The following is a 26,133-nucleotide window of genomic DNA, read 5'->3' on the forward strand; positions in this document are numbered from 1 at the left end:
GCCGTACGCCTACCTGGTGTGCCGGGGCGGGTCAGCCCGCCGCGGCGTCCGCGGCCGCGGGCACCGCCTGCGCGGACGCGCCCGTGAGCCGGGTGACCGCGTCCTGCATGTGCGCCTCCAGAAGCGTGAGGAGTCGCTCCTCGTCCTCGTCGCGCAGCGCCTCGATCAGCTCCGCGTGCTCCTCGACGAGCGCGTCCGGGTCGGGGTGGTCCTCGGTGAGGACCGACAGGCACATCCGCGTCTCCACGAACAGGGTCTGAGCGATGCGCTGGAGCCGCGGACTGCCGGACTCCTCGACGAGCACCTGGTGGAAGTCCATGTCGGCGGCGCTCAGCGCCGCGTCGTTGCCCCGGCGCGCCGCCGACTCCATGCGGCGGTGCGCCTTCTCCAGATGGTTCGCCGTCGACTGCGGGTCCTGCTGGAGCACGAGACGGCACGCCGCCGACTCCATGGCCGTGCGCGCCAGGTAGATGTCGCGCACGTCGTCCTCGTCGAGGCGGGTCACGAAGACGCCGCGGTGCGGCGCGCTCACGGCGATGCCCTGCTGCACCAGGCGCTGGAGCGCCTCGCGCAGCGGGCCCCGGCTCACGCCGAGCTGGCCCGCCAGCTCGGCCTCGCCGAGCTGGGTGCCGGGCGCCAGGGTGCCGTCCATGATCGCTTCGGTGAGCTGCGCGGCGATGACGGTCGCCGCGGGTTCACGCTTGACCGGTCTGAGCGTCTTCGCAGTGGCCATATTCAGTTCGTTCCTCTACATCGGCGCGGCCGGCGCTTCACACGGCCGCGGGGGTCGGGGCATGGGGACTGCGGGAGAGCCGGAACAGCGAGCCGAGGCCCTCGCGCGGCGCCTCGTCGCCCGCGAGCCGCAGGCCCTCCCACGCGGTGACCTGATTGGCGGTCAGGACGGGCTTGCCGACCGCCTCCTCCAGGTCGTCGAGCCAGGCGGCGCTGTGCAGCGCCGTGTCCGGCAGCAGGATCGCCTCGGCGTCCGGGTGGTCGTTCTCCCGCGCCAGGTCGAGGACCTGCTCGCGGCCCAGCGTGCCGACCTCGGCCGCGGTGATGATGCCCTGCCCGGACACCGAGACGACCTCGGAGCCGTGGTGCTCCAGGAACCGTACGAAGTAGCCCGCGACGTCGTCCGGGTACGTCGCGGCGATCGCGAGACGGCGCACCCCGAGCGCCCGCACGGCGTGCGCGAAGGCGAAGGACGTGGAGGAGGCCCGCTCGACCGGCAGGCCCGCCGCCTCGGCGAGTTCGGCGACCTGCTTGCGGGCGCCGTCGGGACCGAAGATGAAGCTGGCGCTGGTGCACGCCCAGACGACGACGTCCTGCGGCTGGGCCAGGAGCTCGCCGAGCGCCGCCTTGAGACGGTGCGTGGAGCCCATCTCCAGGAGGTCGTCCACCCGGTGCGCGTCCACGCCGATGTCCGTGTGGACGAGCGTGAGCCGGGCGCCGCCGCCGATCATCCGCTCGAGGCGCGGATAGTCGTCCTCGGCGGAGTGTCCGGGGTACAGGAACCCGACTCGGGTGGTCATCTCGCTCATACGTCTGACGTCCTTTCGTGCAGGCAGTGTACCGGGCGTGCGGTCAAATGTAGATTGTTGACAGTAGGAAGAGCGGCGGTGTCACGCACGTGGCACCGCCATTGCGTCAGCCGAGATCGAGGTCGGCGGCCGGCTCGTCCGGGGGAGCGGCCGCCGTCGTCTCGGGCGCCGCGAGCCGCTCCCAGTCCCCGGCCGTCGCGGCCACCGGCGGCGGGGGCTCCAGGCGCCGCTGGTACGGCGCGAGCGCCGCCCGTGCCGCCGGGTCGATCAGCGACTGGTAGTCGCCCGACGCCTTCGCGCCCGCGTGCCGCAGCGCCGACCACATCGTCACCTGGTTCGCCGAGATCACCGGGATCCGCAGCTCCGCCTCCAGCTGCGGGATCACGTCGTACGTCGCCAGGTTCGTGCAGCTGATGAACAGGCAGTCCGCCCGCGTCAGGTTCGCCGAACGCGCCAGCTCCACCACATTGCGGTAGCCGACCTTCCAGATCTCCCCGGTCAGGCCCATGTACTGACGCCCGACCACCTCCACGCCCGCCTCGCCGAGGAAGTCCGCGAGCGAGTCCGTCAGCGACGCCGTGTACGGAGTGATCACGCTGACCCGTTCCGCCCCCAGCTCGGCCAGGGCCTCGAGCAGCGCCCCCGACGTGGTCACGGACGGGACGCCGCGGCCCGCCCCGCTCATGGAGGCGCACATCGCGCGCTCGTGCGCGGTGCCGCCGACGAAACTCCCGGACGTGCAGGCGTACGCGAAGGACGCGGGCCGGACCGCGTCGAGCGCCATGACGGCGTTGTGCAGCGTCTCGTGCTCGCTGATCAAGCGGGCCATGTCGACGCTGACCTCCACGGGGACGTACGGGGTACGCGTCAGGTGGAGGGAGATCTCCTCGGGGATCCAACGCCACAGCTCGCGATCGAGGGCGAAGTCGAACGGGGCGACGACGCCGATGCCGAGCTGCGGGACAGGTCCGCCGAAGGTCGTGATGTCCAATGCAGGGCCCCTTCGTGGCTGCACGCGTACGGGCCGCGGTCCGTACGCCTGAGGTGGACGTGTGATGGCAGGTGGTGCAGAGGGGGTGTTTGGTCGGGCGGTCCACGGGTAGCAGAGAGGGCCCGAGGTTCGCCTGTAGATTGTTGACAACGTAAAGATCGGCTGCTTAGCGTGTCAATCCCCTACGAGGGGCGGCTCGTTCATCACGGTGAAAGCCTCGGTAAAGAGCCGGGAAGTTCAGCCCAGGGGATGCCGCTTCCCCAGCCCTCATGGGGCTTTCGTTCCCCCCATGGTCAACCCTCGACCCGCACCTCGCATACCGTCCGCTCCAACCGTCGCAGCGCCCGTCGCGCGACCCGAAGGACCGCCGTGCCGAAGACCGAGAAATCCCGCGTTCTGGTGCTCGCCGACCACCGGCCGAGCGGCCTGGAGGAGGTGGCCGCCCACGCCGAGCTCGTCTGCATCCCCGAGGAGCGGCTCGCCGCGGAACTGCCGCACGCCGACGCGCTGTTGGTGTGGGAGTTCGGCACCGATGCGCTGCCCGGAGCCTGGCCGGAACGCGGCGGCCCGCGCTGGGTGCACACCGCGAGCGCGGGCGTCGACCGGCTGATGTTCCCCGCTCTGCGCGAGTCCGACGCGATCCTCACCAATTCGCGCGGCGTCTTCGAACAGCCCATCGCCGAGTACGTCGCCGGCCAGATCATCGCCCTCGCCAAGGACTTCGCCGGCACCTACGAACGGCAGCAGGGCCGCGTCTGGCAGCACCGGGTCACCCAGCGCGTCTGGGGCACCCGCGCCGTCGTCCTCGGCGGCGGCCCCATCGGCCGGGCCGTCGTCCGCACCCTGCGCGCGCTCGGCATCGACACCGAGCTCGTCGGCCGCACCCGCAGGGACGACGACCCCGAGATCGGCACCGTGCACGCGTTCGACGAGCTGGACGAGCTGCTCGCGCGCGCCGACTGGGTGGTGTGCGCCGCCCCGCTGACCGAACAGACGCAGGACCTGTTCGACGCGGCGACGTTCGCCCGGATGAAGCGCGGCGCACGCTTCGTCAATGTCGGGCGCGGCCCCATGGTCGTCGAGAAGGACCTGCTCGCCGCCCTGGAGGACGGCCAACTGGGTGGCGCGGCGCTCGACGTGTTCCGCGAGGAACCGCTGCCCGCCGACAACCCGCTGTGGTCCGCGCCGAACCTGCTGGTCTCCCCGCACATGTCGGCCGACACCGACACCTGGCTCGACGACCTCGCCGAGGTCTTCGCCGACAACTTCACGCGCTGGCGCGCGGGCCGCCCGCTGCGCAACGTCGTGGACAAGGAACTGGGCTACGTACCGGTCGCGGACGCCCCGCGCACCGCGGCAGAGGAGGGCACCCGATGACCAGCACCACCACCAGCGGCATCCCCGGCACGGTCGGCGCCCCGCAGGAGCCGTACGCCCTGACCGCCACCGAACTGCTCGCCGCGTACGAGAGCGGCGACCTGTCGCCGGTCGAGGCCACCGAGTCCGTCCTCGACCGCATCGAGGCCGTGGACAGCAAGGTCAACGCGTTCTGTCTGGTCGACCGCGAGGAGGCGCTCGCCCAGGCGCGGGCCGCCGAGGAGCGCCGGAGGCGCGGCGAGCAGCTCGGCCTTCTCGACGGTGTGCCGACGTCCATCAAGGACCTCATGCTCACCAAGGGCCACCCCACGCTGCGCGGCTCCCTGACGATCTCCGCCGACCGGACGTGGGACGAGGACGCGCCGTGCGTCGCCCGGATGCGGGACCAGGGCGCCGTGTTCGTCGGCAAGACGACCACGCCCGAGTTCGGCTGGAAGGGTGTCACCGACAACCCGCTCACCGGCGTCACCCGCAACCCGTGGGACCCCTCGACCACATCGGGCGGCTCGTCCGGCGGCAGCGCCGCGGCCGTCGCCGCCGGCATGGGCCCGCTGTCCGTCGGCACCGACGGCGGCGGCTCGGTGCGGATCCCCGCGGCGTTCTGCGGCATCTTCGGCATGAAGCCCACGTACGGGCGGATCCCGCTCTACCCGGCGAGCCCCTTCGGCACCCTCGCGCACGCCGGACCCATGACCCGCACCGTCGAGGACGCCGCCCTCCTGATGGACGCCATCACCGGCTTCGACAGCCGCGACTGGTCGGCCCTCGACGCGCCACGGCGCGGCTACCGCGGAGCCGTCGTCGAGGCCCTCGCCGACGGCTCGCTGCGCGGACTGCGCATCGCCTACGCCCCGACCCTCGCGAACGCCCCCGTCGACCCGCAGGTCGCCGAGCGCGTCGCCGCCGTCGCCCGGCTCCTCGCCGACCTCGGCGCTGACGTCGAGGAGGCCGACCCCGGCTTCAGCGACCCCGTGGACGCGTACCACACGCTGTGGTTCTCCGGCGCGGCCAAGGTCGTCGAGCACCTGGACGCCGAGCAGTTCGCGCGGCTCGACCCCGGGCTCCAGGAGGCGTGCCGCGAGGGCGCCGCGAAGAGCGCGCTCGACTACCTGGGCGCCGTCGACACGCGCATGGCGCTCGGCGTGCTCATGGGCCGCTTCCACGAGACGTACGACCTGCTGCTCACGCCCGCCGTGCCGATCCCGGCGTTCGAGGCGGGCGTCGAGGTGCCGGCCGGCAGCGGCCACCGGCGGTGGACCGGCTGGACCCCGTTCACGTACCCCTTCAACCTGACGCAGCAGCCCGCCTCCACGGTGCCCTGCGGGGTCACGAGCGCGGGCCTGCCGGTGGGCGCCCAACTCGTCGCCGCGCGCCACGGCGACGAACTGGTGCTGCGCGCCTCCGCGGTCCTGCACGCCGCCCTGCGCGGCTCCGGGGTGGTGGACACGGCGCCGGTCGGCTGAGGCACGGGCCCACCGGGGCCGTTCTAGGGCGCCGGCGTGGCGGTCCTGGACTCCAGGTGGGCCAACGGGTGCGCGGTCCCGGCGAGTTCCGCGCGGGCCGCCGCCCAGTCCGTGGAGTCGACGTCGAGCGCGTGGCGCAGGTAGGCGGTCGTGACGCGCTGCACCAGGGCGACGTGCGCCGGGTTCTCGTCGGTCGTCTCCGCGGCCTCGTACCCGGAGACGCCGCCGAGGAAATGCTCCGCCCCATGGAGCGTGAGCAGGCTCTTGTCGCCAGGGCTGAGCGTGTACGGCTCGACGGTCCACTCCGCGCCCCGCACGGTCATCGGCAGCGCGTCCTTGTCGCCCGCGACGACCAGCGCGGGCGCGGCCATCCGTGCGAAGTCGGGGTGCCGCAGCCAGGGCAGGTGTTCGGCGGCGTACGACGTGAGGGCGTCGCCGCCGCTCCCGGCCGTCGCGAGCAGCACGCCCGCCGAGACCCGCGGATCGGCCAGGTCCTCCGCGACCCCGGTCTCCGGATCGCCGACCCGCAGCCCGAGCAGCATGCCCGCCGTCTGCCCGCCGAAGGAGTGCCCGGCGACGGCGACCCGCCCGAGGTCCACCCGCCCCCGCAGCCCCGGCACGGCGTCCACCAGCGCGTCGAACCGGTCGAGCACCAGCCGCATGTCGTCGACCCGGTACCGCCAGACCCGCGGCCCGCGCGGATCGTCGGCGGCGAGCCCGACCGTCCTGGAGTCCAGATGGGTCGGCTGGACGACGACGAACCCGTGCGCGGCCCAGTGGTCGGCGAGCGGCCCGTACCCGTCGAGGGAGGAACCGAAGCCGTGGGAGAGCAGGACGACGGGCAGATCGCGCCCGTCCACCGGCGCGGAGACGCGCACGCGCAGCCCGCCGTCGTGGTGCGGCGCGGGCAGCACGAGCGGCTTGACGGAGACGACAGCAGAGGTGAGTTCCGAGGTGGTCATGCGCGGTACGCTAAAACCTGACGTCGACGTGAGGGGCAAGCGGTGCGCATCGGTGAACTCTCCACCAGGACGGGCGTGAGCGTCCGCGCGCTGCGCTACTACGAGGAGCACGACCTGCTCGCCCCGGACCGCAGCCCCAGCGGCCAGCGGCACTACGCGGACGACGCCGTCGACCGCGTCCTCCTCATCCAGCAGCTCTACGCCGCCGGGCTCTCCAGCCGCACCATCGTCGACCTCCTGCCGTGCGTCGTCGACGGCAACGCGACACCCGAACTGCTCGACCGTCTGTCCGCCGAACGGGACCACATCGACGCGAAGATCAGCGAACTCGCCGCGACCAAGAACCGTCTCGACACCGTCATCGCGGGCGCCGGGCACAACCTGCGCACCGGGCGGTCCTGCCGCGCCCGGCAGCCGTAGGGTTGCCGGGTGATCCTGCCGAAGGTCCGAGACCCCCGCTTCATCACCCTGCGCCGCGGCGGCACGCTGACGGACGAGCACCATCACCTTCTCGCCCTGTGGGCGGCGGACTGCGCCGAACACGTGCTGCCCCTGTTCGAGGCCGCCGCGCCGACCGATCCGCGGCCACGGCAGGCCGTCGAGCAGGTCAGGGCGTGGACCCATGGCGAGATCCGGATGTCCGACTCCCGCGCGGCGGGCGGTCACGCGATGGCCGCCGCACGGGTCCTGACCGGGGCGGCCCGCCACGCGGCGTTCGCGGCGGGGCAGGCGGCGGTGGTCGCGCACGTCGCCGCGCACGAGCTGGGCGCGGCGGCGTACGCGATCAAGGCGGTGCGGGCGGCCGCGCCCAAGGAGACCGCGCAGGACGCGGGCCGCGCCGAGTGCCGGTGGCAGCGCGACCGACTCCCCGACGCGATCCGCGCGCTCGTCCTCGACGACCAGCGACTGCGCAACGACATCTGCTGGTCGGTCTTCGACTGCTGACGCGCCCCGCATGACGTGCCGTCAGCAGCAGCCGTGCACCGCGTGCTCCGGACGGTGCCACCAGCACCGGGCGAGGACCGGGTCCTGCGGCACGTCGTCGGCGGCGGCGACGCGCGGAGCCGCCGTGGCCGCCGACTTCGGGGCCGCCGACTCCTTCGTCAGCTCGGACACCTCGTGGACCACGCCACCGGCGACCACCTTGCGGACCGCCGCCGCGGCCGTGACGTCCTGCTCACTCCGCCCGCCGGAACTGGAGCGACTCCCCGATGGCGCCCGAGCGCCACAGGTCCTGGGAGGCCTCCGCGAGGCGGTCGAGGCCCTCGGTGATCGTGCCCCAGACGATGCCGGGGACCCAGCCCTGGTCGCCGTTGATGAGGAGGTTGTTGCGCTCGTAGAAGAGGGCGAGGTCGACGACGATGTCGCGCTCGGCGTGGGCGGCCTGGGCGCCCTGCTGCTCGGCGGCGGCCTCGTAGCCGTACGAGGCCGTGCTCATCTGCGTGTTGGAGAACGTGAAGTAGCACAGGTCGCCGGGGATCGGCGTGATCGTCGGGTTCTCCAGCGGCGGCTCCTGCGGGGCGAACGCCGGGACGAGGGTGTAGATCTCGTTGCGCGCGTACTTGGCGTGGTAGACGTCGCTGCCCAGCGGCAGCGCGTTCCAGATCGCCTCGCAGGTGATCGGGGCGCGGTCGTCGAGGAGCTTGGCGGTGGCGGTGACGCCGCGCTTGGGCAGGGAGACCTCGATGAAACGGTCCATGGGTGTCGTCGCTCCGGTCTGATCGGTGATCAACAAAGGGGAAGGTGGGCCGGTTGGGGCGCGCCGGTCAGCCGAGCGGCATCGCCAGGTAGCGCGTCTCCAGGAACTCGTCGATGCCGACGCGGCCGCCCTCGCGGCCGAGGCCCGACGCCTTCACGCCGCCGAACGGGGCCGCAGGGTTGGAGACGACGCCCTTGTTGAGGCCGACCATGCCTGTCTCCAGGCGCTCGGAGAGCCGGAACGCGCGCTCCAGGTTCTCCGTGAACAGGTACGAGACCAGGCCGTACTCCGTGTCGTTGGCCGCGGCCACGACCTCGTCCTCGTCGGTGAACGTGAGGATCGGGGCGACCGGGCCGAAGATCTCCTGCGTCATCAGCGCCGACTCGGGGGAGACGCCGGTGAGGACGGTCGGCGTGTAGAAGTAGCCCTCGCCCTCGGCCCGCTCGCCGCCCGTGAGGACCTTCGCGCCGCGCTCGACCGCGTCGGCGACCAGCTCCTCCACCTTGCCGCGGCCGTCCTCGTCGATCAGCGGGCCGACCGCGACGCCGTCCTCGGTGCCGCGGCCCACCGCGAGCGCCGCCATCCGCGCGGACAGCTTCTCGGCGAACTCGGCGGCCACCGACTCGTGCACGTACAGACGGTTCGCGGCCGTGCACGCCTCACCGATGTTGCGCATCTTCGCGGCCATCGCGCCCTCGACGGCCTTGTCGAGGTCGGCGTCCTCGCACACGATGAACGGCGCGTTCCCACCCAGTTCGAGCGAGACCCGGAGCACCTGCTCGGCGCTCTGCTCGATCAGGAGCCTGCCGACGGCGGTCGAACCGGTGAAGGACAGCTTGCGGATGGTCCCGCCGCGCAGCAGCGGCTCGACGACCTCGCCGGGGCGGGACGTGGTCAGCACGTTCAGGACGCCCGCGGGCACGCCCGCCTCGGTCAGGATCTCGGCGAGCTTCAGCATCGTCAGCGGCGTCTGCTCCGCCGGCTTGACGATCATCGTGCAGCCGGCCGCGATCGCCGGGCCGATCTTCCGGGTGCCCATGGCCAGCGGGAAGTTCCACGGCGTGATCAGCAGCACCGGGCCGACCGGGCGCTTCATCACGACGAAGCGGTCCTTGCCGTCGGGGGACGTCTGGTACCCACCCTCGATGCGGACGGCCTCCTCGGCGAACCAGCGGAAGAACTCGGCGGCGTACGCGACCTCGCCGCGCGCCTCCGCGAGCGGCTTGCCCATCTCCAGGGTCATCAGCAGGGCCAGCTCGTCCTGGCGCTGCATGATCAGCTCGAACGAGCGGCGCAGGATCTCGCTGCGCTCGCGCGGCGCCGTGGCCGCCCACGACTCCTGAGCGGCGCCCGCCGCATCGGCCGCGGCGCGCGCGTCATCGGCGCCAGCGTCGGCCACGGTGCGCAGCTCGCGGGCGACGGACGGATCCTCGACGCCGAAGGTCGCGCCGGAGGCCGCAGGGCGCCAGGCGCCGCCGATGAACAGTCCGTCGGGAACGGACGCGACGACGGCCCGCTCGCGCTCTGTCTGCTGTTCCGTCAGTGCACTCACTTCGACTCCCGTGGTTTCGAAACTCCCGGCCCGGCTCACTCGTGGACAGCCGCCGAATTGCATGCTTGCATGAGTGTAGGTTGTTGACAATCCTACGACGCAGCCTGATGTTGATCTCCGTGGAAGATCCGCGAATCACCGCGGTCACCGAGCGAGGAGCCGTCCATGAGTGCCTTGTCCCCCGTCCTCAAGCAGGCCACCCCCGTCCTGGCCGAACGCGGCGAGGGCGTCTATCTCTACGACGAGTCGGGCCGCGCCCACCTGGACTTCACCGCCGGCATCGGCGTCACGTCCACCGGGCACTGCCACCCGAAGGTCGTGGCCGCCGCGCAGGAGCAGGTCGGCAAGCTCATCCACGGCCAGTACACGACCGTCATGCACAAGCCGCTGCGCACGCTCAGCGAGCGCCTGGGCGAGGTGCTGCCGAGCGGACTCGACTCGCTGTTCTTCGTCAACTCTGGGTCCGAGGCCGTCGAGGCCGCGATGCGCCTCGCCAAGCAGGCCACCGGTCGGCCCAACATCGTCGCCTTCCAGGGTGGCTTCCACGGCCGGACCATGGCCGCCGCGTCCATGACCACGTCGGCGACCAAGTTCCGCTCCGGGTACGGGCCGCTGATGCCGGGCGTGGCGCTCGCGCCGTTCCCCAGCTCCTTCTACTACGGCTGGGACGAGCAGACCGCGACGAAGTTCGCGCTGCGCGAGCTGGACCAGCTGCTCGCCACGGTGACCGCGCCGGCCGACACCGCCGCGTTCATCGTCGAGCCGGTCCTCGGCGAGGGCGGCTACGTTCCGGCGAACACCGCCTTCATGCGCGGGCTGCGCGAGCGCGCCGACCGGCACGGCATCCTGCTCATCATCGACGAGGTGCAGACCGGCTTCGGCCGCACCGGCAAGTTCTGGGGCCACGACCACTTCGACGGCAAGCCCGACATCATCGTCACGGCCAAGGGCCTGGCCAGTGGCTTCCCGCTGTCCGCGATCGCCGCTTCCAAGGAGCTGATGTCGCGGGCCTGGCCCGGCTCGCAGGGCGGTACGTACGGCGGCAACGCGGTGTCGTGCGCCGCCGCCATCGCCACGCTCGACGTCATCCAGGAGGAGAAGCTCGTCGACAACGCCGCGGAGCGCGGCGAGCAGCTCTTCGCCGGTCTGCGGGAGATCGCCGAGGCCTACCCGGTCGGCGGCAAGGGCGGCATCGGTGACGTGCGCGGCCTCGGCCTCATGGCGGGCATCGAGTTCGTCACCGCCGACGGGGAGCCGGACGGCGCCACCGCCGCCAAGGTGCACGCGGCCGCCGCCGAGCGCGGTCTCCTGCTCCTCACCTGTGGCACGCAGGGCCAGGTCGTCCGGATGATTCCGCCGCTCGTCGTCAACGGCGAGCAGATCGACGAGGGCCTGCGCCTGTGGCGCGAGTCGGTGGCGTCGGTCCTGGGCTGAGTCCTCCGGCGGGGAACACCGCCCCGTGTGTCCGCCGTCGCCCCGGCCGGCCGCCGCCGAGCCGGGGCGACGGTGCGTCACCCGTCGGGCGTCCGGGCGGGGCAGGCCGCACCGACCGCCCCGATTCCGCCCCACCGGCTCAGCGATCTTGAGATCCTCACGTTCAGCACCACGCCGCCTGATGCTCACAGCAGCACGCCGACCGCCCGAAGGAGCCACCATGTCCGCCCCCGTCGCCCCGACCGGATCCGCCGCGCCGCGTCCCGACGCGCCCGATCCGGCGACGCTGGAGAAGCTGGAGCGGGCGCTGCGGACGGCCGTGCCGCGCGGCGAGGTCGCCTTCGGGAAGCGGCGGCGCGCCGAGTACGCGCAGGACGCCTCCGTCTACCGGCAGGTCCCGGCCGCCGTCGTGCTGCCCGCCGACACCGACGAGCTGGCCGCCGCGCTCGCCGCCTGCCGCGGCCTCGACGTCGCCGTCACCCTGCGCGGCGCCGGCACCTCCATCGCGGGCCAGGCCGTCGGCGACGGAGTCGTCATCGACACCTCCCGCTCGCTGAACCGCATCCTCGACATCGACGCCGACGCGCACACCGCCCGCGTCGAACCCGGTGTCGTACTCGACCGCCTCCAGGAGGCCTGCAAGCCGCACGGCCTGCGCTTCGGCCCCGACCCCTCCACGCACGCCCGCTGCACCATCGGCGGCATGATCGGCAACAACGCGTGCGGCACCCACTCGGTGGCCTGGGGCCGCACCGCCGACAACATCGTCGAGCTCGAGGTCCTCACGTACGACGGCGAGCGCATCCGCCTGCGCTCCCTCGACGCGGAGGAGTTGCAGCAGGTCATCGACGCGGGTGGGCGCACCGGTGAGATCCACGCCCGGCTGCGCGACCTGCGCGACGACCATCTGGCCATGCTGCGCACCGAGTTCGGCCGCTTCCGCCGCCAGGTCTCCGGCTACAGCCTCGAACACCTCCTCCCGGAGAAGGGGTTCGACCTCGCCGCGGCGATGGTCGGCACCGAGGGCACCTGCGCCGTCGTCGTCTCGGCGACGATCAAGCTCGTCGAACTGCCCGCACGGCGCACCCTCGTCGCCCTCGGCTTCGCCGACCTCCCGGCAGCGGGGGACGCGGCCCGCCACGTGCTGCGCCACGAACCCATCGCCTGCGAGGGCCTCGGCGGCGACCAGGTCGCGGCGCTGCGCCGCAACGTCCCCGACGCCCGCCCCGAGGAGATGCTCCCCGAGGGAGCCGGCTGGCTGCTGTGCGAGTTCGGCCACGCGGACGCCACCCCCGACCCGGACGCCGAACGGGCCCGCGCCGACGCCCTCCTGAAGGACACCGGCGCCGTCGACGTGCGCCTCGTACAGGACCCCAAGGAACAGGCCGCGCTGTGGCGCATCCGCGAGGACAGCTCGGGCCTCGCCACCCGTGCCCCCGACGGCTCCGAGGCCTGGCCCGGCTGGGAGGACTCGGCTGTCCCCGTCGAACATCTCGGCGACTACCTGCGCGATCTGGCCGCCCTCCTGGAGACGCACGGCCTCCAGGGCACCCCGTACGGCCACTTCGGCGAGGGCTGCGTCCACATCCGGATCGACTTCGACCACGGGACGACCGAAGGCGTCCGGATCTTCCGTACGTTCATGAAGGACGCCGCCGAACTCGTCGCCAAGCACGGCGGCACCCTCTCCGGCGAGCACGGCGACGGCCAGGCCCGCGCCGAGTTCCTGCCGCTCGTCTACAGCGAGGAGGCCATCGAGGCGTTCGGCGCGTTCAAGGCGATCTGGGACCCGGAGAACCGCCTCAACCCCGGCATCCTCGTCCACCCCCGCCCCGCCGACGAGCGCCTGCGCATCACCGCGGGCCACCGTCCCACCCTCGAACTCACCACGACGCTCGCCCTCGCCGAGGACGGCGGCGACCTCACCAAGGCGCTGCGCCGCTGCGTCGGCATCGCCAAGTGCCGCACCGCGTCCGGCGGCGTGATGTGCCCGAGCTACCGCGCCACCGGCGACGAGAAGGACTCCACGCGCGGGCGCGCACGCGTGCTCTACGAAATGGTGCAGGGCGACGTCATCACCGACGGCTGGCGGTCCGAGGAGGCCGCGGAGGCCCTCGACCTGTGCCTGTCCTGCAAGGGCTGCAAGAGCGACTGCCCCGTCGGCGTCGACATGGCCTCCTACAAGGCGGAGTTCCTGCACCACCACTACCAGGGCAGGCGCCGCCCCGCCTCCCACTACGCGCTCGGTTGGCTGCCCGTCTGGTCCCACCTCGCGGGCCTCGCGCCCGGCCTCGTCAACGCGGTGACACGCAACAAGAAGGCGGCCTCCCTCCTCAAGAAGGCGGGCGGCATCGCCCCGGAGCGCCCCGTCCCGCCCTTCGCCGCCCGCCGCTTCCGTACGAGCTTCAAGAAGCGCCCCACGACGCCCGCGCCCGGCAGCCGGGGCAAGGTCCTGCTGTGGCCCGACACGTTCACGGAGTTCATGTCGCCCGAGGTCGGCCGCGCCGCCGTGCTCGTCCTCGAACACGCGGGATTCGAGGTGGTCCTGCCGCCCGACCGCCTGTGCTGCGGTCTCACCTGGCACACCACGGGCCAGCTCGACATGGCCAGGAAGGTCTTGGCCCGCACCCTGGACGCGGTCGACCCGTACCTCCAGGAGGGCATGCCGCTCATCGGCCTCGAACCCAGCTGCACGTCCCTGTTCCGCACCGACGCCACGGAGCTGTTCCCGGACGACCCGCGCGCGCGGCGGCTCGCCGCCCAGACCATGACCCTCGCCGAACTCCTCGACCAGCGCGCCCCCGACGTCGACTTCGGCCGACTCGACGACGTCACGGCCCTGACCCAGACGCACTGCCACCAGCACGCCACACTCGGCAGCAAGGCCGACGACCGGGTGCTCGCCCGCATCGGCGTCGACAGCGGCCGCCTCGACTCCGGCTGCTGCGGCCTCGCCGGCAACTTCGGCTTCGAGGACGGCCACTACGACGTGTCGGTGGCGGTCGGCGAACAGGCCCTGCTGCCCGCCCTGCGCAAGGCACCCGACGACACGGTGGTCCTCGCGGACGGCTACAGCTGCCGCACCCAGATCACCCAGCTCTCCGACCGCCGCCCCCGCCACCTCGCCCAACTCCTGCGGGACGCGCTGGGTTCACGCCGCACCACCTGAGGAGCGACCGGTTCGGTCGGCGCGTGCCTCGGCGGGCTCGCCGAGCCGCGCCGTCGGAACCCGGAACGTCTCCCGCAGCCCCCACGCGCACAGCACCAGCACGAGCGCCGCCGCCGCGGAGTAGAGGCCCACGCCGATCGGGTCCCCGTCGAACGCGAGCAGCAGGGCGGTCGCCGTCGTCGCGGCCGTACCGCCGCCGAGCGCCGCGCCCACCTGGTACGTCGCGGAGATCGACGAGTAGCGCGTGGCGGCCGAGAACTGCTCGCCGAGGAACGCGGGAATGCACCCCTGCGGCGCCGCCATCAGCACGTTCACCACCACGTACGCGACCGTGGCGAGCAGCACCACGTGCCCGTCCACCATCGGGAAGTACGCGAAGAAGAAGGCGCCGTACGCGACCGTGCCGACGATCACCACCGGCTTGCGGCCGTACCGGTCGGAGAGCAGCGCCATGACGGGCACGGCCACCATGAACGCGATCGACCCGGCGACCTGGAGCAGCAGCGACTGGGTGTGGCTGTAGCCGCGCTCCTCCGCGTACGTCACGGTGAAGATCGAGCCGATGTAGGCGAGGGTGTTGTAGCCGAACGCGACCCCGATCGCGAGCAGCATCTGGCGCGGGTGCCGCTTGATCGCGTCCACGATCGGCACGCGCGGAGCCCGTTCGGTGCGGCGTTCCTCCCGCGGCATCCGGGAGCGTGCCACGACGCCGACCAGGACCAGCAGACCGCCCAACCAGAACGGCACCCGCCACGCCCAGCTCTCCAGCGCCTGCTGGGGGAGCAGCGTCACCAGCGTGAAGACACCGGTGCCCAGCAGGCTGCCGATGCCGATGCCCGCGCTGGTGAAGCTGCCCCACAGGCCGCGCCGGTCCTCCGGGGCGTTCTCGATGCCGAACAGCGAGGCACCGCCCCACTCGCCGCCCGCGGCGAAGCCCTGCACGAGCCGCAGGGCGACCAGCATCACCGGCGCGGCGACCCCCACACCCCCGTACGTCGGCAGACAGCCGATGAGGAACGTGCTGGAACCCATCACCAGGAGGGTGAGCACCAGCATCGCCTTGCGGCCGATCCGGTCGCCGAAGTGCCCGATCACGATGCCGCCCAGCGGGCGCGCGACGAAGCCGCTGCCGAACGCCGCGAACGCCACGAGGGTGCCCACCGTGGGATCGAAGCTCGGGAAGAACACCTTGGGGAAGACGAGCGCGGCGGCGAGGCCGTAGATGATGAAGTCGTAGAACTCGAGGGCGGTGCCGAAGCCGGAGATGAAGAAGGTCCGGGTCACGTTCACCGCGGTCGCCGGGCGTGTCGTGCCCGGCCCGATGGTCTGTGTCATCGCTGATCCTTGGAGGGCGGCGGGGGAGGGGGGCGTCAGAAGCGGCGGAAGCCCTGGGCGGCGGCGGAGTCCGGGGTGCCGACCGCGTAGTCGAGCGCGTGGCCCGCGACGTCGAGGCCGACCGTGAGGAGCGTGCCCCACTGCTCGTGCAGCGGCTTCGCGGCGTCCGGCCGCATGCACACCACCGCCCCGCCGCCCTCGCTCCCGCACAGCGCCGCCGCCCGCTCGGCCGGCTTCAGGCCCGGCAGCGCCGCCCGCACGGCCCGCAGATGGGCGAGCCGCTCCGCCGTCGACGAGTCACCGGGACACACGTCGCCCTCGGCGAGCCCCGGGTCGAGGAAGTGGTTGGTGTGCAGCAGCCAGCCGTCGTCGCCGGGCCGCACCACCGCGAGGCCACGCGGGGACAGTTCGAGGCTCGCGGCGCCCCGCGCGGTGACGACCGTCAGTGAGGTGGACGCGGAGACACGGGCCGAACCGGCGATCTCCACGGCCTGTTCGAGGGTGTCGGCCTCCTCCAGGATGCGTCGCGCCACCGCGTGCACGGGGACACCGCCGCCCGCGCCGTCGGCCCGGTGGAACAGGATGTTGAAGTGCACGCCGAGGCCCGCGCCGTTCACGCCGATCTTGGCGGCGGCGCCGAACTCGGTGAACAGCTTCACGGAGCGGCCGGGCGCCGGGGTGAACGCGTGCAACAGGGCGTCGGGGACGAGGTGTTCGTGCCAGTCCCACGTCTGCACGGTCTGCGGCGCGGCGCCCGCCGCCGCGTACACGGCCGTCGAGCACTCGCCCTCCCCGGCGGGCGGGCACGCCGCGAGGATCTCCGTGCGCGCGCCGACGGCCGCGACCTGCCAGCGCTCCACACCGGCGGCGTCCGCGCACGCGTCCGACTCCGCGGCGAGCCCGGGGGCCCACGCGCGCAGCGCCTCATGGCCGGCCTCCGCCAGCTCCCGCACGCGCTCGGCGGACAGCCCGAGCGCGGCGAAGTGCTCCAGGTACAGCGCGCTCACGCGGGCCACCTCCGTGCCGAAGCGGGCGCCGAGCAGCGTCCCGCGCTCATGGGGGTCGACCGTGTCGGTGGTCAGGGAGTGCAGATCCACGGGAGTTCCTTCCGTGCCCCGTCGGGGCCGTGCGTCGGTGCGGCGCGGATCACGGTAGGAAGGTAAAACGTTTTATACAATGCCTGGCCGGAAAGGCGTTCGGCGAAATACGGAGGGGCGGCGGCGTGGCACGCGCGCAGGGCATCACCATCAAGGACGTGGCCCGCAGGGCCGGTGTGTCGATCACCGCCGTCTCGCACGCCCTCAACGACAAGGGCACCCTCAGCGCCGCGACCCGTGCGCACATCCGAGAGGTCGCCGACGAGATGGGCTACGCCGCCGACGCCCTCGCCCGCGGCATGCGACGCTCCACGATGGGCGCGGTGGGGCTCGTCCTGCGCTCCCTCGACGCGCTCGGCGACTACAAGCCCGCCGGCGTCGACGTGTTCGAGAAGTTCGTCGGCGCCGCCGCCTCCCAGGCCCTCGCGCGCGGACTGAGCCTGATGCTGGTGCCCGACCTGACCCGCGCGCCCGTACCGCCGCTCACGTTCTCCATGGACGGCTACATCGTCACCAACCCGCACCGCGACGACCCCGTCATCGCCCTCCTCGACCAGCGCGGCATCCCCTACGTCACCTACGGCCGCGCGCCGGGCCGACCCGACTTCCCGTACTGGGCGTCCGAGGACGACGCGGCCTCCGCGCGCCTCGTCCTCGACCACCTCGCGGACCGCGGCGCCCGCACCGTCGCCCTCGTCCGCGGCACCGACGCCAACGCCTGGAACCACGAGCACGAGGAGGCCTACGCGTCCTGGTGCGCGGCCCGGAACACGCCGCCGCGCCTCTACGAACTGGCCGAGCGCGCGGGCGTCGAGGGTGGCATCGACCTCGCCCGCAGGATCGCCGCCGACGGGCTGCCCGACGCCGTCTTCTGCCTCACGGGCCGGCACGCGGCGGGCGTCCAGGAAGGCCTCGTGCGGCAGGGTGTCGCGGTGCCCGACCAGGTGATGGTCGCCGCGGGATCCGACTCCGAGCACTCCCGCACCGCCCGCCCCGCGATCTCCGCCCTCGAACTCGACCCGGTCGGCAGCTCCGGCGCCCTCCTGGACATCCTCCAGGCGCTCATCGCCGGGGAGGAACCCACCGCGCCGAGGGTCACCCACGCCCAGTTGAGGGAGCGCGAGTCGACACATCGACAGCCCCGATGACCGGTTCGCCTGCGCGACCCGCCGTAGACCGATGAGTTTCGCCCCACCGGCCCGTCAAAGAGTGTTAGTTGGTGCAGAGCCAACCCGCGACGAGCACAGAGACCACGGGAGAACCGACATGCGTACGCTCATCAGCACGGCCTTCGTGTCCCTGGACGGAGTCATGGAGGCGCCCGGCGGCGAGCCCGGATACCGGAACTCCGGCTGGACGTTCAAGGGCATCGACTTCGTGCCCGAGGCCTTCGAGATCAAGGGCCGCGAGCAGACCGAGGCCACCGCGATGCTGTTCGGCAGGGTCAGCTACGAGGCGTTCAGCCCCGTGTGGCCGGGCATGGAGGAGTTCGCCGAGTACAAGCCGCTGCCCAAGTACGTCGTGTCCACCACCCTCAAGTCCGGCGACCTCGTCTCCGACTGGGGCGAGACGACGATCCTGCGCTCGCTCGACGAGGTCGCGGCCCTGAAGGAGACCGAGGGCGGCCCGATCATCATGCACGGCAGCGCCACCCTCAACCAGAACCTCTCCGACGCCGGCCTCATCGACCGCTACCACCTGCTCGTGTTCCCGCTGCTGCTCGGCGCGGGCAAGCGGCTGTTCAGCGCCACAGACAAGGACACCCAGCACCTGAAGCTCGTCGAGCACGAGGCGTACGCGAACGGGCTCCAGAAGAACGTCTTCGACGTGGTCCGCTGAGACACCTCGGGTGAGGTGTCACGCGTCGAAGTCGGTGGACCTGGCGAGCTTCTCCCAGGCGCCGAGTTCGGCGCGGGCGCCGTCGAGATGGGCGGTGATCGCGTCGACCGCGTCGTTGCCCAGCGGCAGGCGCAGCGGCGGCTCCTCCGCGTCGATCGCCGTGAGGAGGGCGGCCGCCGCCTTCGCCGGGTCGCCGGGCTCCTGACCGCTGCCGCCGGGCAGCGCGGACAGGACGGGGCCCACGGTGTCGCGGTACGCGTCCAGGGTCGACGCGGGCGCGAGGGACGCGGACCCCGCGAACCCGGTGCGGAACGCGCCGGGTTCCACGATCAGCACACGGATGCCGAGCGGCGCCACCTCGGCGGCCAGCGCCTCCGACAGCCCTTCCAGGGCGAACTTCGTCGCGCAGTACGCGCCGACCCCCGCGAACGCGAACCGGCCGCCCATGCTGGTCAGTTGGACGATCGTGCCCGAGCGGCGGCCCCGCATGTGCGGCAGCACCGCCCGGGTCAGCGCGGCGGGACCGAAGAAGTGCAGGTCCATCAGGTCCCGCAGCTCCGCGTCCGACGCCTCCTCGACCGAACCCACCATGCCGCGCCCCGCGTTGTTCACCAGCACGTCGATCCGCCCGTGCCGCTCGACCACCCCGTCGACCGCCGCCCGCACGTCCTCGACGGCGGTGACATCGAGCGCCAGCGTCTCCACCTGGTCCGGGTATGCCGCCACCAGCCCGTCGAGCGGCGCCGTGCGGCGGGCCGCCGCCACCACGACGTCCCCCGCGGCCACCGCCGCCTCGGTGATCGCGCGGCCGAAGCCGCTGCTCGCCCCGGTGACCAGCCAGACCCTGTTCATGGTGTTCCCCTCGTACGCGGTCGTGCGGGCCGCCGCTGCCGGCGGCCCTCCTGCGAACCACCTTGCGCCGAAAGGAAGTTGCCCGTCCAAGATCTGCCGTGATAGCCGATGGGCATGGACGTTCATGGGCGGGACCTGAGGTACTTCGCCGCGGTGGCGGAGGAGCTGCACTTCACGCGCGCGGCCGAGCGGCTGTACGTCTCGCAGCCGGCGCTGAGCAAGCAGATCCGGATGCTGGAGAAGCAGGTGGGGGCCGCGCTCTTCGAACGGGACCGCCGCGAGGTACGCCTCACCGAAGCGGGCTCCGCGCTGCTGCCCTACGCCCGGCGCATCGTCGCCGAATGGGAGGCGGCGCGCGCATCGCTCGCCGAGGTCGTCGCCGCGCAGGCCGCGGTCCTCGTCGTCGGCATGAGCACGAGCCCGGGGCGCGGCGGCGTACTACCCGCGATCCGCTCCCGGTTCACCGCCGAGCACCCCGGGGCGCGGCTGCGGGTCCGCCAGGTGTCCTGGCACGACGCGACGGCCGGGCTCGCCGACGGCAGCACCGACGTGGCGTTCGTCTGGCTGCCGCTGCCGGAGCAGCATCGCTACCAGTGGGTGCCGGTCGCCGATGAACCCCGCCATGTGGCGATGGCCGACACCCACCCGCTTGCCGCCAGGGAGACCGTCGACTTCGCCGACCTCCTCGACGAACCGTTCCTCGCCCTGCCGGAGAGCGCCGGGGCGCTGCGCGACTACTGGCTCGCCACGGAGGCCCGCGACGGCAGGCCCGCGGTCGTCGGCGCCGAGGTGGCCAGCACCGAGGAGACGTACGAGGCGCTGGTCGCGGAGCTCGGCGTCGTCCTGCTCGCGGCGGGCAACGCGCCGCTGGTCACCCTCGGCGGCGTCGTCACCCGCCCGGTCCACGGCATCTCGCCCAGCCGCTTCGCCCTGGCCTGGCGCGCCGACGACCACCGCCCGCTGGTCCGGGCGTACGCGCGGGCTAGCGAGGCGCTGCGGGAGCGAACCCGTAGTCCGTCCACTTCTCCTCGACCCGCCGCCGCACGTCCTCGGGGAAGGAGTTCCGGAACGAGGCCGTGATGCCCGGGGCGGAGCCCTCCAGTTGGGAGGGGAGGAGGCAGCTGACGACGGACTTGCCGCCGCGGCCCGCGCGCGCCTCCTCCGGGGTGAGGTACGGGACCATCGGAATGCCGGGCGCCCGCGGGTACACGTACTCGCCGGTGCCCGGGTGGTAGCGCGTCGCCATCGCCCACACCAGCTGGTCGACGTCGGTGATGTCGATGTCGTCGGCGACCAGGATCACCTTCGGCACGAGCCACCCCGTGTGCGAGCCGAACAGCACGTCGGCGACGGCGTCCGCCAACTGGCGCTCGGTCCACCGCAGTTCGGCAAGGCGAGCGATGTCGACGGCCACGGCGATCCAGCAGGTCGCGGCCTCGTACGAGCACCAGGCCATGGAGACGGGCAGCCCGCTCGACCGGAGCAGGTCGAGGCTGGTCGCCGAGATCATCGTGCCCCAGATCGTGTGGTTCTCCTCCGGCGGAAGACCCGCCACGCACACCGGCAGGATCGGCTCGTCGCGGTGCGTCACGGTCTCCACGTGGAACACCGGCTGCCGCTTGCTCCCCGAGAACGAGTAGCCGTGGTACTCGCCCATCGGCCCTTCGGGCGCGGTCTCGTCCGGGCTGATCCACCCCTCCAGGACGATCTCCGCGTTGGCGGGGACGTGCAGATCGTGCAGCTCCGTGCGGACCACGTCGACGGGGGCGCCGGTCAGGGCGCCCACGTACCCGTCCTCGTTCACCTCGGCGGGCAGGGGCATACCCGCGGCGGCGAGCGCGGCGGGCGGCGCGCCGAGCACCATCGCCCACGGCGTCGGCTCGCCGCGCTCCCGCCACATCTGGTGGATCATGCCCAGGTGCTGCTGCGGCATCGCGGGCCCGACGAGCGTGCGCGGGCCGTGCAGCATCGTGCGGCTCACCGACCAGCTCGTCCACCGGCCGTCCGGCGTGCGCACGACGTGGAATCCGTACGTCCCGAAGTACCGGCCGCCGTCCTCGGCGTGCAGCAGCGGCACCGGGAAGCGCGTCAGGTCGACGTCCTCGCCGGTCAGCACGTTCTCCTTGCAGGGGCCCTCCGCGACGACGCGCGGCGGCAGCGGCTCGGCGTGCATCGCCGAGATCAGCTTCTCCAGCAGCTCGCGCGGCGTCGTCCCGCGCCCGAGCCCGAAGTGCGCGGCGAGCCGCCCGTACGCGCCGTCCGCACGGCCGGTGAGCCCGGCGGGCGCGCCCAGGATCCGATGGCCGGGGGCGCCCTCGGTGAGGTTGCCGAAGAGGGGAGCGGGCGCGCGTGTCTCGTAGACACGCCGCGTGACGGCGCCGACCTCCAGGGTCGGGCTGACCGGTTCGCGGATGTCGACCGCGTCACCCGCCTCGATCAACTCCGTCACGAAGTCCCGGAAGTTGAGCGCGCTGCCGCGTTGCGCCATGACAGGCCCCTTCCCGTGGGCGAGGGCCCGGCCGATGACCACCCTGCGTCACACACAGTTATTATGTACACGTCCTATGTGCTTCACGGTAAAGTACGTACACGTCCTAATCAAGCGAGGGGTGACGTCCGATGTCCCGGAAGAGCGCGCACGCCCAGTCCCTGGAGGCGGCACTCGACGGCGTCGGGCCGCTCGCCCGGCAGCTCAACCAACTGCACACGCGGCTCTGGTACGAGCAGGTCCACCAGGACCTGACAGGGCCCCAGTTCACCGTCCTCAGCCTGCTCGACCTGCACGGCGACATGGACCAGGGCACGCTCGGCGCCCTCGCGCACCTCGACAAGTCGACAGCGGCGCCGCTCCTGGAGCGGCTGCGACGCCGCGAGCTCCTCGACATCGAGAAGGACGAGCGCGACCGCCGCCGCAAGGTCGTGCGCATCACCGAGGCCGGTCGCCGACTCGTGACCCGCCTCGCGCCCGGCGTCACCGACGTCAGCGACCAACTGCTGGAGGTCCTGCCCGCGGACGAGCGAGCGGAGTTCCTCCGCATGCTCCGGGTCGTGGCGACGCGTCGGCAGGACGCCTGAACCGGCCGCAGGAGAGCGCGGCCGCACCGGTGAGAGGATCGCCGCATGGGGACCACCGTCGTGACCGGAGACTTCGACCTGACCATGGACGAGCTGCGGGCCGTCGCGCGCTTCGCCGCGCACAGCGCCGAAGAGGTCCTGCCGGTGTTCGAGGCAGCGGCGTCGGACGACCCGCGGCCCCGCGCGGCCGTCGCCGCCGCGCGGGAGTTCGTCGACGGAGCGAAGCGGTCCCGGCTCCAGCGCGTCACCGCGCTCGACGCGCACCGCGCGGCCGCCGAAGCGGACACGGAGGCGGTTCGGCTCGCCGCGCGCGCCGCGGGCGACGCCGCGTCCGCCGCGTATCTGCACCCCATCGCGAAGGCCACGCAGGTCGGGCACGTCCTGCGCGCGGCGGCCTGCGCGGCCCGCGTGGCGGAGCTGCTGGCGGGCGACGACGCCGCGGTGGGGGAGCGGTCCATCGAGGCGGCTCGGCGCCGCGCCACGCCGGTCGTTGTCGACGTCCTCAGCCGCTACCCGGCGGCGCCTCGGGGCAAGGGCCGGGTGGCACACCTGATGAGTGCCCTCGATGCGTCGCTCCGCCAGCGCCCGCGGGCGACGGTTCGGCGGGCGCCGAACGGTTCCGCGCCTAGCGTCGTCCCCATGAACCGAATCGTGCACGAGATCCACCGCTACGAGGACGTACGCGCGGCGCTCGCCGACCCGCACCTGGTGCCGGAACTGCCCGGGGGCGAGGGCAGGGCGGGCGCGTCGATGGGCTGGCTGCGGGCGTCGGTGCCCCGGTTCAGCGCGGGCGAGGCCCACGCCCGACGCCGCGCCCTGGTGGAGTCCGAGCTCACCCGCCTCGACCCGGACCGACTCCGCGAGACGTCGACCCACTGGCCCGCCTCCGCGACGGACGACGCGTCGCGCCACGTGGTCCACGCCCTCGCCGAAGCCCTCGGCTACCCGGACCCGCCGGCCGTCGCCGGGTCGGTACGGACGGTGGCTGCCGCCTACTTCGGCGGCGAGTCCCCGGAGGCGGACGCGGCGGTGGAGCACCTGGTGAACCTCTTGCGCCCGGCCGAGCGAGAGGGCGGCTCGGCCCCGACTCGGACCGCCACACCGCCCACTCCTGACGCCCTTGACACCCCCGACCCCCTCGAACTCGCCGCCGCCCGCATCTGCCTGCTCGTACAGGCCTGTGACGCCACCGCCGGACTCGTGTGGAACGCCGCGGCCGCGGAGTCCGACGGTCGCAGCGTCGAGCAGGTGCTGCGCGACACGGTGCGGCACGACCCGCCCGTCCGTGCCCTCCGGCGCGTCGCCGCCCGCGACACACGCGTGGGCGGAGTGGACATCGCCGCCGGGGACCTCGTGGTGCTCGACGCCACGGCGGAAGGGGACGAGCCGCTGGCGTTCGGCGGGCCGCCCCGTGTCTGCCCCGGCCGCGAGCACGCCATGGCGCTCGCCGAGGGTGCCCTCGCCGCTCGCGAACAGCCCGGTGCCCGGTTCGCACGGCTGCACCGGCAGGACACCCCGTTCCTCCTCCCGAACGCCTGGGACGCCGCGTCGGCCGCCGCGCTCGCCGCCGCCGGATTCGAGGCCATCGGCACCACCAGCCTCGGGGTCGCCGCGGCGGCCGGGCTCCCGGACGGGGCCGGAGTCACCGCCGACGCCACCCTCGCCCTGGCCCGGCGACTCGGGGACACCGGGCTGCTGTTCACCGTCGACATGGAGGGCGGATTCAGCGACGACCCGGCACGCGTCGCCGACCTCGCACGGCAGGTGAGCGCCGCGGGCGCCGCCGGGATCAACCTCGAGGACGGCCGCGCCGACGGCGGCCTCACCCCGACCGAGCTGCACGCCGCCAAGATCCGCGCGGTCAAGTCCGCCGCCCCCGGCCTCTTCGTCAACGCCCGCACCGACACGTACTGGCTGGGTCGCGAGCAGGACGACACCGAGAAGCGGCTCACCGCCTACCAACAGGCGGGCGCCGACGGCCTGTTCGTGCCCGGACTCGCCGAACCGGAACGCATCCGGGACATCGCCGGCCGCTTCCCGCTCCCGCTCAACATCCTCTACGCGCCCACCGGACCCACCCTCGACGAACTCGCCGCACTCGGCGTCCGCCGCGTCAGCCTCGGCTCGCTGCTCTACCGTCGCGCGCTCGGCGAGGCCGTCGCCACCGCGCGCGCCGTCCGCGAGGGCCGCCGGCCCACCGGCGACACCTTCACGTACGGGCAGGTACAGGCCCTGTAGCAGTCACCGGGGCACGGCGTCACCGTTCCGGCGCGGCGTTCGCCAGTGCCGTCGTCGTGCAGTAGCCGATCGGGCCCGCCGCGTCGTACAACGTGCAGTGCCCGACCGCGATGCCGTCCTCCGCCGTGTGCCCGGTGGCCTCGAGGCCGATCTCGTCGCTGAGCGGCAGCCGGCTCAGGGACAGCGTGTAGTCGGCGTTGATGTAGCGCAGGCCCTCGTCGCCCGCGTGCGCAAGCGGGCTCGCGGTGTCCGCGGCGAGCGCCGCCCGGACCAGCGGCGACAGGGCCTCGCCCCCGACCAGCGGGCGCGCGTCCCGCATCCAGGAACGCCGCCGCTGGTCGCCGCTCCACTCCCGCACGGGCCTCAGCTGGTCGTCGAACCGCAGGAACTGCGTGCGCCCGTGCGGCGCGAGCAGATCCTGCGCGGGCGGCGCGTCCCACGGACCGGTCGCGGGAATGTGTCCGGGCGGCGCCGCACTGGTCCGCAGCAGCACCGCGCTCGCCCGCGCGACCTCCCGGCCACCGCTGCGCACCACCGCGTCCGCCACCCGGATCCGCCGCCCGTCGCGCACCCGCTCCGTACTGACCTCGACCGGGGCGAAGGGCGCGCTGCGGAACAGATCGACGGTGAGCCGGGCCAGGTGCAGCCCCTCCTCGGCGTGCTCGCGCTCGAGCGACCGCGCGAGGAGCCCGCCGAGCAGCCGCCCGTGCACCGTGTCCGGCGTCCACCAGCCGCGCGCGTGCGACCCGGGCACGAGGGCCCCGTCGCGCAGGGTGAAGTAGGGCGTCTCTTCCTCGGTCTGTGCCACGTGTGGTGTTCCCTTCGATCGGTACGGGGAGGAGCGCCGCGGCCGGGTTCAGGCCTGCCGCAGCGGGTCGATGTGCAGCGGATCCAGCCTGCGGATGAGCGCCAGCGTCGCGTGACAGATCGCGTCGGCGTCGCGCTTGCGCGCGCACAGCCCGATCTCCCGTCCCGCCTCGCCGATGACGGACGTGAGCACCCCCACCACCAGGCGGTCCACGGGCTCGCTGCCCGCCTCGAGCAGCACCGCGTTCTGCCGGATCCACTCCCGGCCGCGCGCCCGCCGCATCAGCTCGAAGCCCGGCGGCCCGTCGCCGTCCATCCACAGCTTGATCAGGTCACGCCGCCGCCAACAGCCCTCGAGAAAACTGCGCGTGCCGACGAGGAACAGCTCCAGCGGATCCGTCTCGCCCGCCGCGCGCGCCGCCGCCACCGCCTCCGCCGCCTCCCGCTCCCGGGAGTCCTCGTAGTCCTCCCACAGCGCCACGAACAGCTCCGTCTTGCCGCCGAAGTGGTGGTACAGGCTGCCGACGCTCGATCCGGCCCTGCGCACCACCGCGACGATCGCGGTGTCCGTGAACCCCTGCTCGCAGAACACCTCGCGGGCCGCGTCCAGCAGGGTGCGCCGGGTCTGCTCCGTGCGGCTCCACTGCCAGGCGCCGTCCCTGACCGCGGTCCGCCCCGCCTTGCGTGTCATCCGTCCCTCAC

The 26,133-nt window shown here is 73.2% G+C and carries 24 protein-coding genes; 11 read left to right on the plus strand and 13 right to left on the minus strand.

The features are described from left to right. Positions 1–31: 31 nt before the first annotated feature. The 3 genes from ACTWJ8_RS39405 to ACTWJ8_RS39415 all read right to left on the minus strand — a co-directional run bounded on the left by ACTWJ8_RS39405 (position 32) and on the right by ACTWJ8_RS39415 (position 2,532). Positions 32–733: a GntR family transcriptional regulator gene (locus ACTWJ8_RS39405; protein WP_356385160.1), complete on the minus strand. Its 702-nt coding sequence runs from the start codon at positions 731–733 to the stop codon at positions 32–34. Between the two features lie 37 nt (positions 734–770). Beyond that, positions 771–1,532: a maleate cis-trans isomerase family protein gene (locus ACTWJ8_RS39410; protein ID WP_443265136.1), complete on the minus strand. Its 762-nt coding sequence runs from the start codon at positions 1,530–1,532 to the stop codon at positions 771–773. A 115-nt stretch (positions 1,533–1,647) separates the two neighbouring features. Continuing rightward, the gene (locus ACTWJ8_RS39415; RefSeq protein WP_443262201.1) at positions 1,648–2,532 is read right to left on the minus strand and encodes a maleate cis-trans isomerase family protein; all 885 of its coding nucleotides are present in this window, start codon (positions 2,530–2,532) and stop codon (positions 1,648–1,650) included. A gap of 369 nt (positions 2,533–2,901) precedes the next feature. Between ACTWJ8_RS39415 and ACTWJ8_RS39420 the strand changes: the two genes are divergently transcribed. Both ACTWJ8_RS39420 and ACTWJ8_RS39425 read left to right on the plus strand, forming a co-directional pair. Next, complete coding sequence (locus ACTWJ8_RS39420) at positions 2,902–3,909, plus strand: D-2-hydroxyacid dehydrogenase (RefSeq protein WP_443262202.1); 1,008 nt, start codon at positions 2,902–2,904, stop codon at positions 3,907–3,909. Further along, complete coding sequence (locus ACTWJ8_RS39425; protein WP_443262203.1) at positions 3,906–5,372, plus strand: amidase; 1,467 nt, start codon at positions 3,906–3,908, stop codon at positions 5,370–5,372. Before ACTWJ8_RS39420 ends, ACTWJ8_RS39425 begins: the two co-directional genes overlap by 4 nt. A 23-nt stretch (positions 5,373–5,395) precedes the next feature. Here the strand turns inward: ACTWJ8_RS39425 and ACTWJ8_RS39430 are convergent, their stop codons facing one another. Further along, on the minus strand, positions 5,396–6,334 hold the full coding sequence (locus tag ACTWJ8_RS39430) for an alpha/beta hydrolase family protein (RefSeq protein ID WP_443262204.1): 939 nt from the start codon (positions 6,332–6,334) through the stop codon (positions 5,396–5,398). A 42-nt stretch (positions 6,335–6,376) separates the two neighbouring features. Here ACTWJ8_RS39430 and ACTWJ8_RS39435 point away from each other — a divergent pair, with 42 nt between their 5' ends. Both ACTWJ8_RS39435 and ACTWJ8_RS39440 read left to right on the plus strand, forming a co-directional pair. Beyond that, on the plus strand, positions 6,377–6,754 hold the full coding sequence (locus ACTWJ8_RS39435; protein ID WP_443262205.1) for a MerR family transcriptional regulator: 378 nt from the start codon (positions 6,377–6,379) through the stop codon (positions 6,752–6,754). A gap of 9 nt (positions 6,755–6,763) precedes the next feature. Continuing rightward, entirely contained in the window at positions 6,764–7,279 is a 516-nt protein-coding gene (locus ACTWJ8_RS39440; RefSeq protein WP_443262206.1) for a putative immunity protein, read from the plus strand. Between the two features lie 21 nt (positions 7,280–7,300). On the opposite strand, the gene ACTWJ8_RS39445 is transcribed toward ACTWJ8_RS39440, so the two are convergent. The 3 genes from ACTWJ8_RS39445 to ACTWJ8_RS39455 all read right to left on the minus strand — a co-directional run bounded on the left by ACTWJ8_RS39445 (position 7,301) and on the right by ACTWJ8_RS39455 (position 9,585). After that, positions 7,301–7,462 carry a hypothetical protein gene (locus ACTWJ8_RS39445; protein ID WP_443262207.1) on the minus strand — a complete coding sequence of 54 codons (162 nt, stop codon included), beginning with the start codon at positions 7,460–7,462 and terminating at the stop codon, positions 7,301–7,303. 49 nt (positions 7,463–7,511) lie between these two features. Then, positions 7,512–8,033, minus strand: coding sequence for a DUF3830 family protein (locus ACTWJ8_RS39450; RefSeq protein ID WP_356385386.1), 522 nt, complete (start codon positions 8,031–8,033; stop codon positions 7,512–7,514). Between the two features lie 67 nt (positions 8,034–8,100). Beyond that, positions 8,101–9,585, minus strand: coding sequence for an NAD-dependent succinate-semialdehyde dehydrogenase (locus ACTWJ8_RS39455; protein ID WP_443262208.1), 1,485 nt, complete (start codon positions 9,583–9,585; stop codon positions 8,101–8,103). A gap of 165 nt (positions 9,586–9,750) precedes the next feature. On the opposite strand from ACTWJ8_RS39455, the gene ACTWJ8_RS39460 reads away from it, so the two are divergent. Further along, on the plus strand, positions 9,751–11,019 hold the full coding sequence (locus tag ACTWJ8_RS39460) for an aspartate aminotransferase family protein (RefSeq protein ID WP_443262209.1): 1,269 nt from the start codon (positions 9,751–9,753) through the stop codon (positions 11,017–11,019). 220 nt (positions 11,020–11,239) lie between these two features. Continuing rightward, on the plus strand, positions 11,240–14,188 hold the full coding sequence (locus ACTWJ8_RS39465; RefSeq protein WP_443262210.1) for an FAD-binding and (Fe-S)-binding domain-containing protein: 2,949 nt from the start codon (positions 11,240–11,242) through the stop codon (positions 14,186–14,188). Here ACTWJ8_RS39465 and ACTWJ8_RS39470 read toward each other — a convergent pair. Further along, positions 14,171–15,523, minus strand: a complete 1,353-nt coding sequence (locus ACTWJ8_RS39470) for an MFS transporter (RefSeq protein ID WP_443262211.1) — start codon at positions 15,521–15,523, stop codon at positions 14,171–14,173. The two genes, ACTWJ8_RS39465 and ACTWJ8_RS39470, sit on opposite strands and share 18 nt — an antisense overlap. Before the next feature lie 35 nt (positions 15,524–15,558). Further along, positions 15,559–16,620: a C45 family autoproteolytic acyltransferase/hydolase gene (locus tag ACTWJ8_RS39475; protein WP_443262213.1), complete on the minus strand. Its 1,062-nt coding sequence runs from the start codon at positions 16,618–16,620 to the stop codon at positions 15,559–15,561. A gap of 125 nt (positions 16,621–16,745) precedes the next feature. Here ACTWJ8_RS39475 and ACTWJ8_RS39480 point away from each other — a divergent pair, with 125 nt between their 5' ends. Together ACTWJ8_RS39480 and ACTWJ8_RS39485 are read left to right on the plus strand one after the other, a co-directional pair. Next, positions 16,746–17,768, plus strand: a complete 1,023-nt coding sequence (locus ACTWJ8_RS39480) for a LacI family DNA-binding transcriptional regulator (RefSeq protein WP_356385195.1) — start codon at positions 16,746–16,748, stop codon at positions 17,766–17,768. Between the two features lie 118 nt (positions 17,769–17,886). After that, entirely contained in the window at positions 17,887–18,459 is a 573-nt protein-coding gene (locus ACTWJ8_RS39485) for a dihydrofolate reductase family protein (RefSeq protein WP_356385198.1), read from the plus strand. An 18-nt stretch (positions 18,460–18,477) separates the two neighbouring features. Here ACTWJ8_RS39485 and ACTWJ8_RS39490 read toward each other — a convergent pair whose 3' ends face one another. Further along, positions 18,478–19,311: an oxidoreductase gene (locus tag ACTWJ8_RS39490; protein ID WP_443262214.1), complete on the minus strand. Its 834-nt coding sequence runs from the start codon at positions 19,309–19,311 to the stop codon at positions 18,478–18,480. A 108-nt stretch (positions 19,312–19,419) separates the two neighbouring features. Here ACTWJ8_RS39490 and ACTWJ8_RS39495 point away from each other — a divergent pair, with 108 nt between their 5' ends. After that, positions 19,420–20,391 (plus strand): LysR family transcriptional regulator, encoded by a 972-nt coding sequence (locus ACTWJ8_RS39495; RefSeq protein ID WP_443262216.1) that lies wholly within the window; start codon positions 19,420–19,422, stop codon positions 20,389–20,391. Here the strand turns inward: ACTWJ8_RS39495 and ACTWJ8_RS39500 are convergent. Next, positions 20,294–21,799, minus strand: coding sequence for a UbiD family decarboxylase (locus ACTWJ8_RS39500; RefSeq protein ID WP_443262217.1), 1,506 nt, complete (start codon positions 21,797–21,799; stop codon positions 20,294–20,296). The two genes, ACTWJ8_RS39495 and ACTWJ8_RS39500, sit on opposite strands and share 98 nt — an antisense overlap. Positions 21,800–21,930: 131 nt before the next feature. On the opposite strand from ACTWJ8_RS39500, the gene ACTWJ8_RS39505 reads away from it, so the two are divergent. Further along, on the plus strand, positions 21,931–22,386 hold the full coding sequence (locus tag ACTWJ8_RS39505) for a MarR family winged helix-turn-helix transcriptional regulator (protein ID WP_443262218.1): 456 nt from the start codon (positions 21,931–21,933) through the stop codon (positions 22,384–22,386). Between the two features lie 45 nt (positions 22,387–22,431). Further along, the gene (locus ACTWJ8_RS39510) at positions 22,432–24,624 is read left to right on the plus strand and encodes an isocitrate lyase/phosphoenolpyruvate mutase family protein (RefSeq protein ID WP_443262219.1); all 2,193 of its coding nucleotides are present in this window, start codon (positions 22,432–22,434) and stop codon (positions 24,622–24,624) included. Between the two features lie 19 nt (positions 24,625–24,643). Here the strand turns inward: ACTWJ8_RS39510 and ACTWJ8_RS39515 are convergent, their stop codons facing one another. Further along, a complete protein-coding gene (locus tag ACTWJ8_RS39515; protein WP_443262220.1) occupies positions 24,644–25,432 on the minus strand; it encodes a thioesterase family protein in 789 nt (262 codons plus the stop codon). 48 nt (positions 25,433–25,480) lie between these two features. Beyond that, positions 25,481–26,122, minus strand: a complete 642-nt coding sequence (locus ACTWJ8_RS39520; protein ID WP_443262221.1) for a TetR/AcrR family transcriptional regulator — start codon at positions 26,120–26,122, stop codon at positions 25,481–25,483. Between the last annotated feature and the right edge of the window lie 11 nt (positions 26,123–26,133).

The sequence above is a fragment of the Streptomyces sp. SDT5-1 genome (assembly GCF_052245995.1).
Lineage (GTDB): Bacteria > Actinomycetota > Actinomycetes > Streptomycetales > Streptomycetaceae > Streptomyces.

Bases quoted from the DNA above. Each gene is read 5' to 3' on its own strand.
- ACTWJ8_RS39405 (WP_356385160.1), bottom strand. From the start codon at position 733: ATGGCCACTGCGAAGACGCTCAGACCGGTCAAGCGTGAACCCGCGGCG.
- ACTWJ8_RS39410 (WP_443265136.1), bottom strand. From the start codon at position 1,532: ATGACCACCCGAGTCGGGTTCCTGTACCCCGGACACTCCGCCGAGGAC.
- ACTWJ8_RS39425 (WP_443262203.1), top strand. From the start codon at position 3,906: ATGACCAGCACCACCACCAGCGGCATCCCCGGCACGGTCGGCGCCCCG.
- ACTWJ8_RS39430 (WP_443262204.1), bottom strand. From the start codon at position 6,334: ATGACCACCTCGGAACTCACCTCTGCTGTCGTCTCCGTCAAGCCGCTC.
- ACTWJ8_RS39450 (WP_356385386.1), bottom strand. From the start codon at position 8,033: ATGGACCGTTTCATCGAGGTCTCCCTGCCCAAGCGCGGCGTCACCGCC.
- ACTWJ8_RS39460 (WP_443262209.1), top strand. From the start codon at position 9,751: ATGAGTGCCTTGTCCCCCGTCCTCAAGCAGGCCACCCCCGTCCTGGCC.
- ACTWJ8_RS39465 (WP_443262210.1), top strand. From the start codon at position 11,240: ATGTCCGCCCCCGTCGCCCCGACCGGATCCGCCGCGCCGCGTCCCGAC.
- ACTWJ8_RS39470 (WP_443262211.1), bottom strand. From the start codon at position 15,523: ATGACACAGACCATCGGGCCGGGCACGACACGCCCGGCGACCGCGGTG.
- ACTWJ8_RS39485 (WP_356385198.1), top strand. From the start codon at position 17,887: ATGCGTACGCTCATCAGCACGGCCTTCGTGTCCCTGGACGGAGTCATG.
- ACTWJ8_RS39490 (WP_443262214.1), bottom strand. From the start codon at position 19,311: ATGAACAGGGTCTGGCTGGTCACCGGGGCGAGCAGCGGCTTCGGCCGC.
- ACTWJ8_RS39495 (WP_443262216.1), top strand. From the start codon at position 19,420: ATGGGCATGGACGTTCATGGGCGGGACCTGAGGTACTTCGCCGCGGTG.
- ACTWJ8_RS39500 (WP_443262217.1), bottom strand. From the start codon at position 21,799: ATGGCGCAACGCGGCAGCGCGCTCAACTTCCGGGACTTCGTGACGGAG.
- ACTWJ8_RS39505 (WP_443262218.1), top strand. From the start codon at position 21,931: ATGTCCCGGAAGAGCGCGCACGCCCAGTCCCTGGAGGCGGCACTCGAC.
- ACTWJ8_RS39510 (WP_443262219.1), top strand. From the start codon at position 22,432: ATGGGGACCACCGTCGTGACCGGAGACTTCGACCTGACCATGGACGAG.
- ACTWJ8_RS39520 (WP_443262221.1), bottom strand. From the start codon at position 26,122: ATGACACGCAAGGCGGGGCGGACCGCGGTCAGGGACGGCGCCTGGCAG.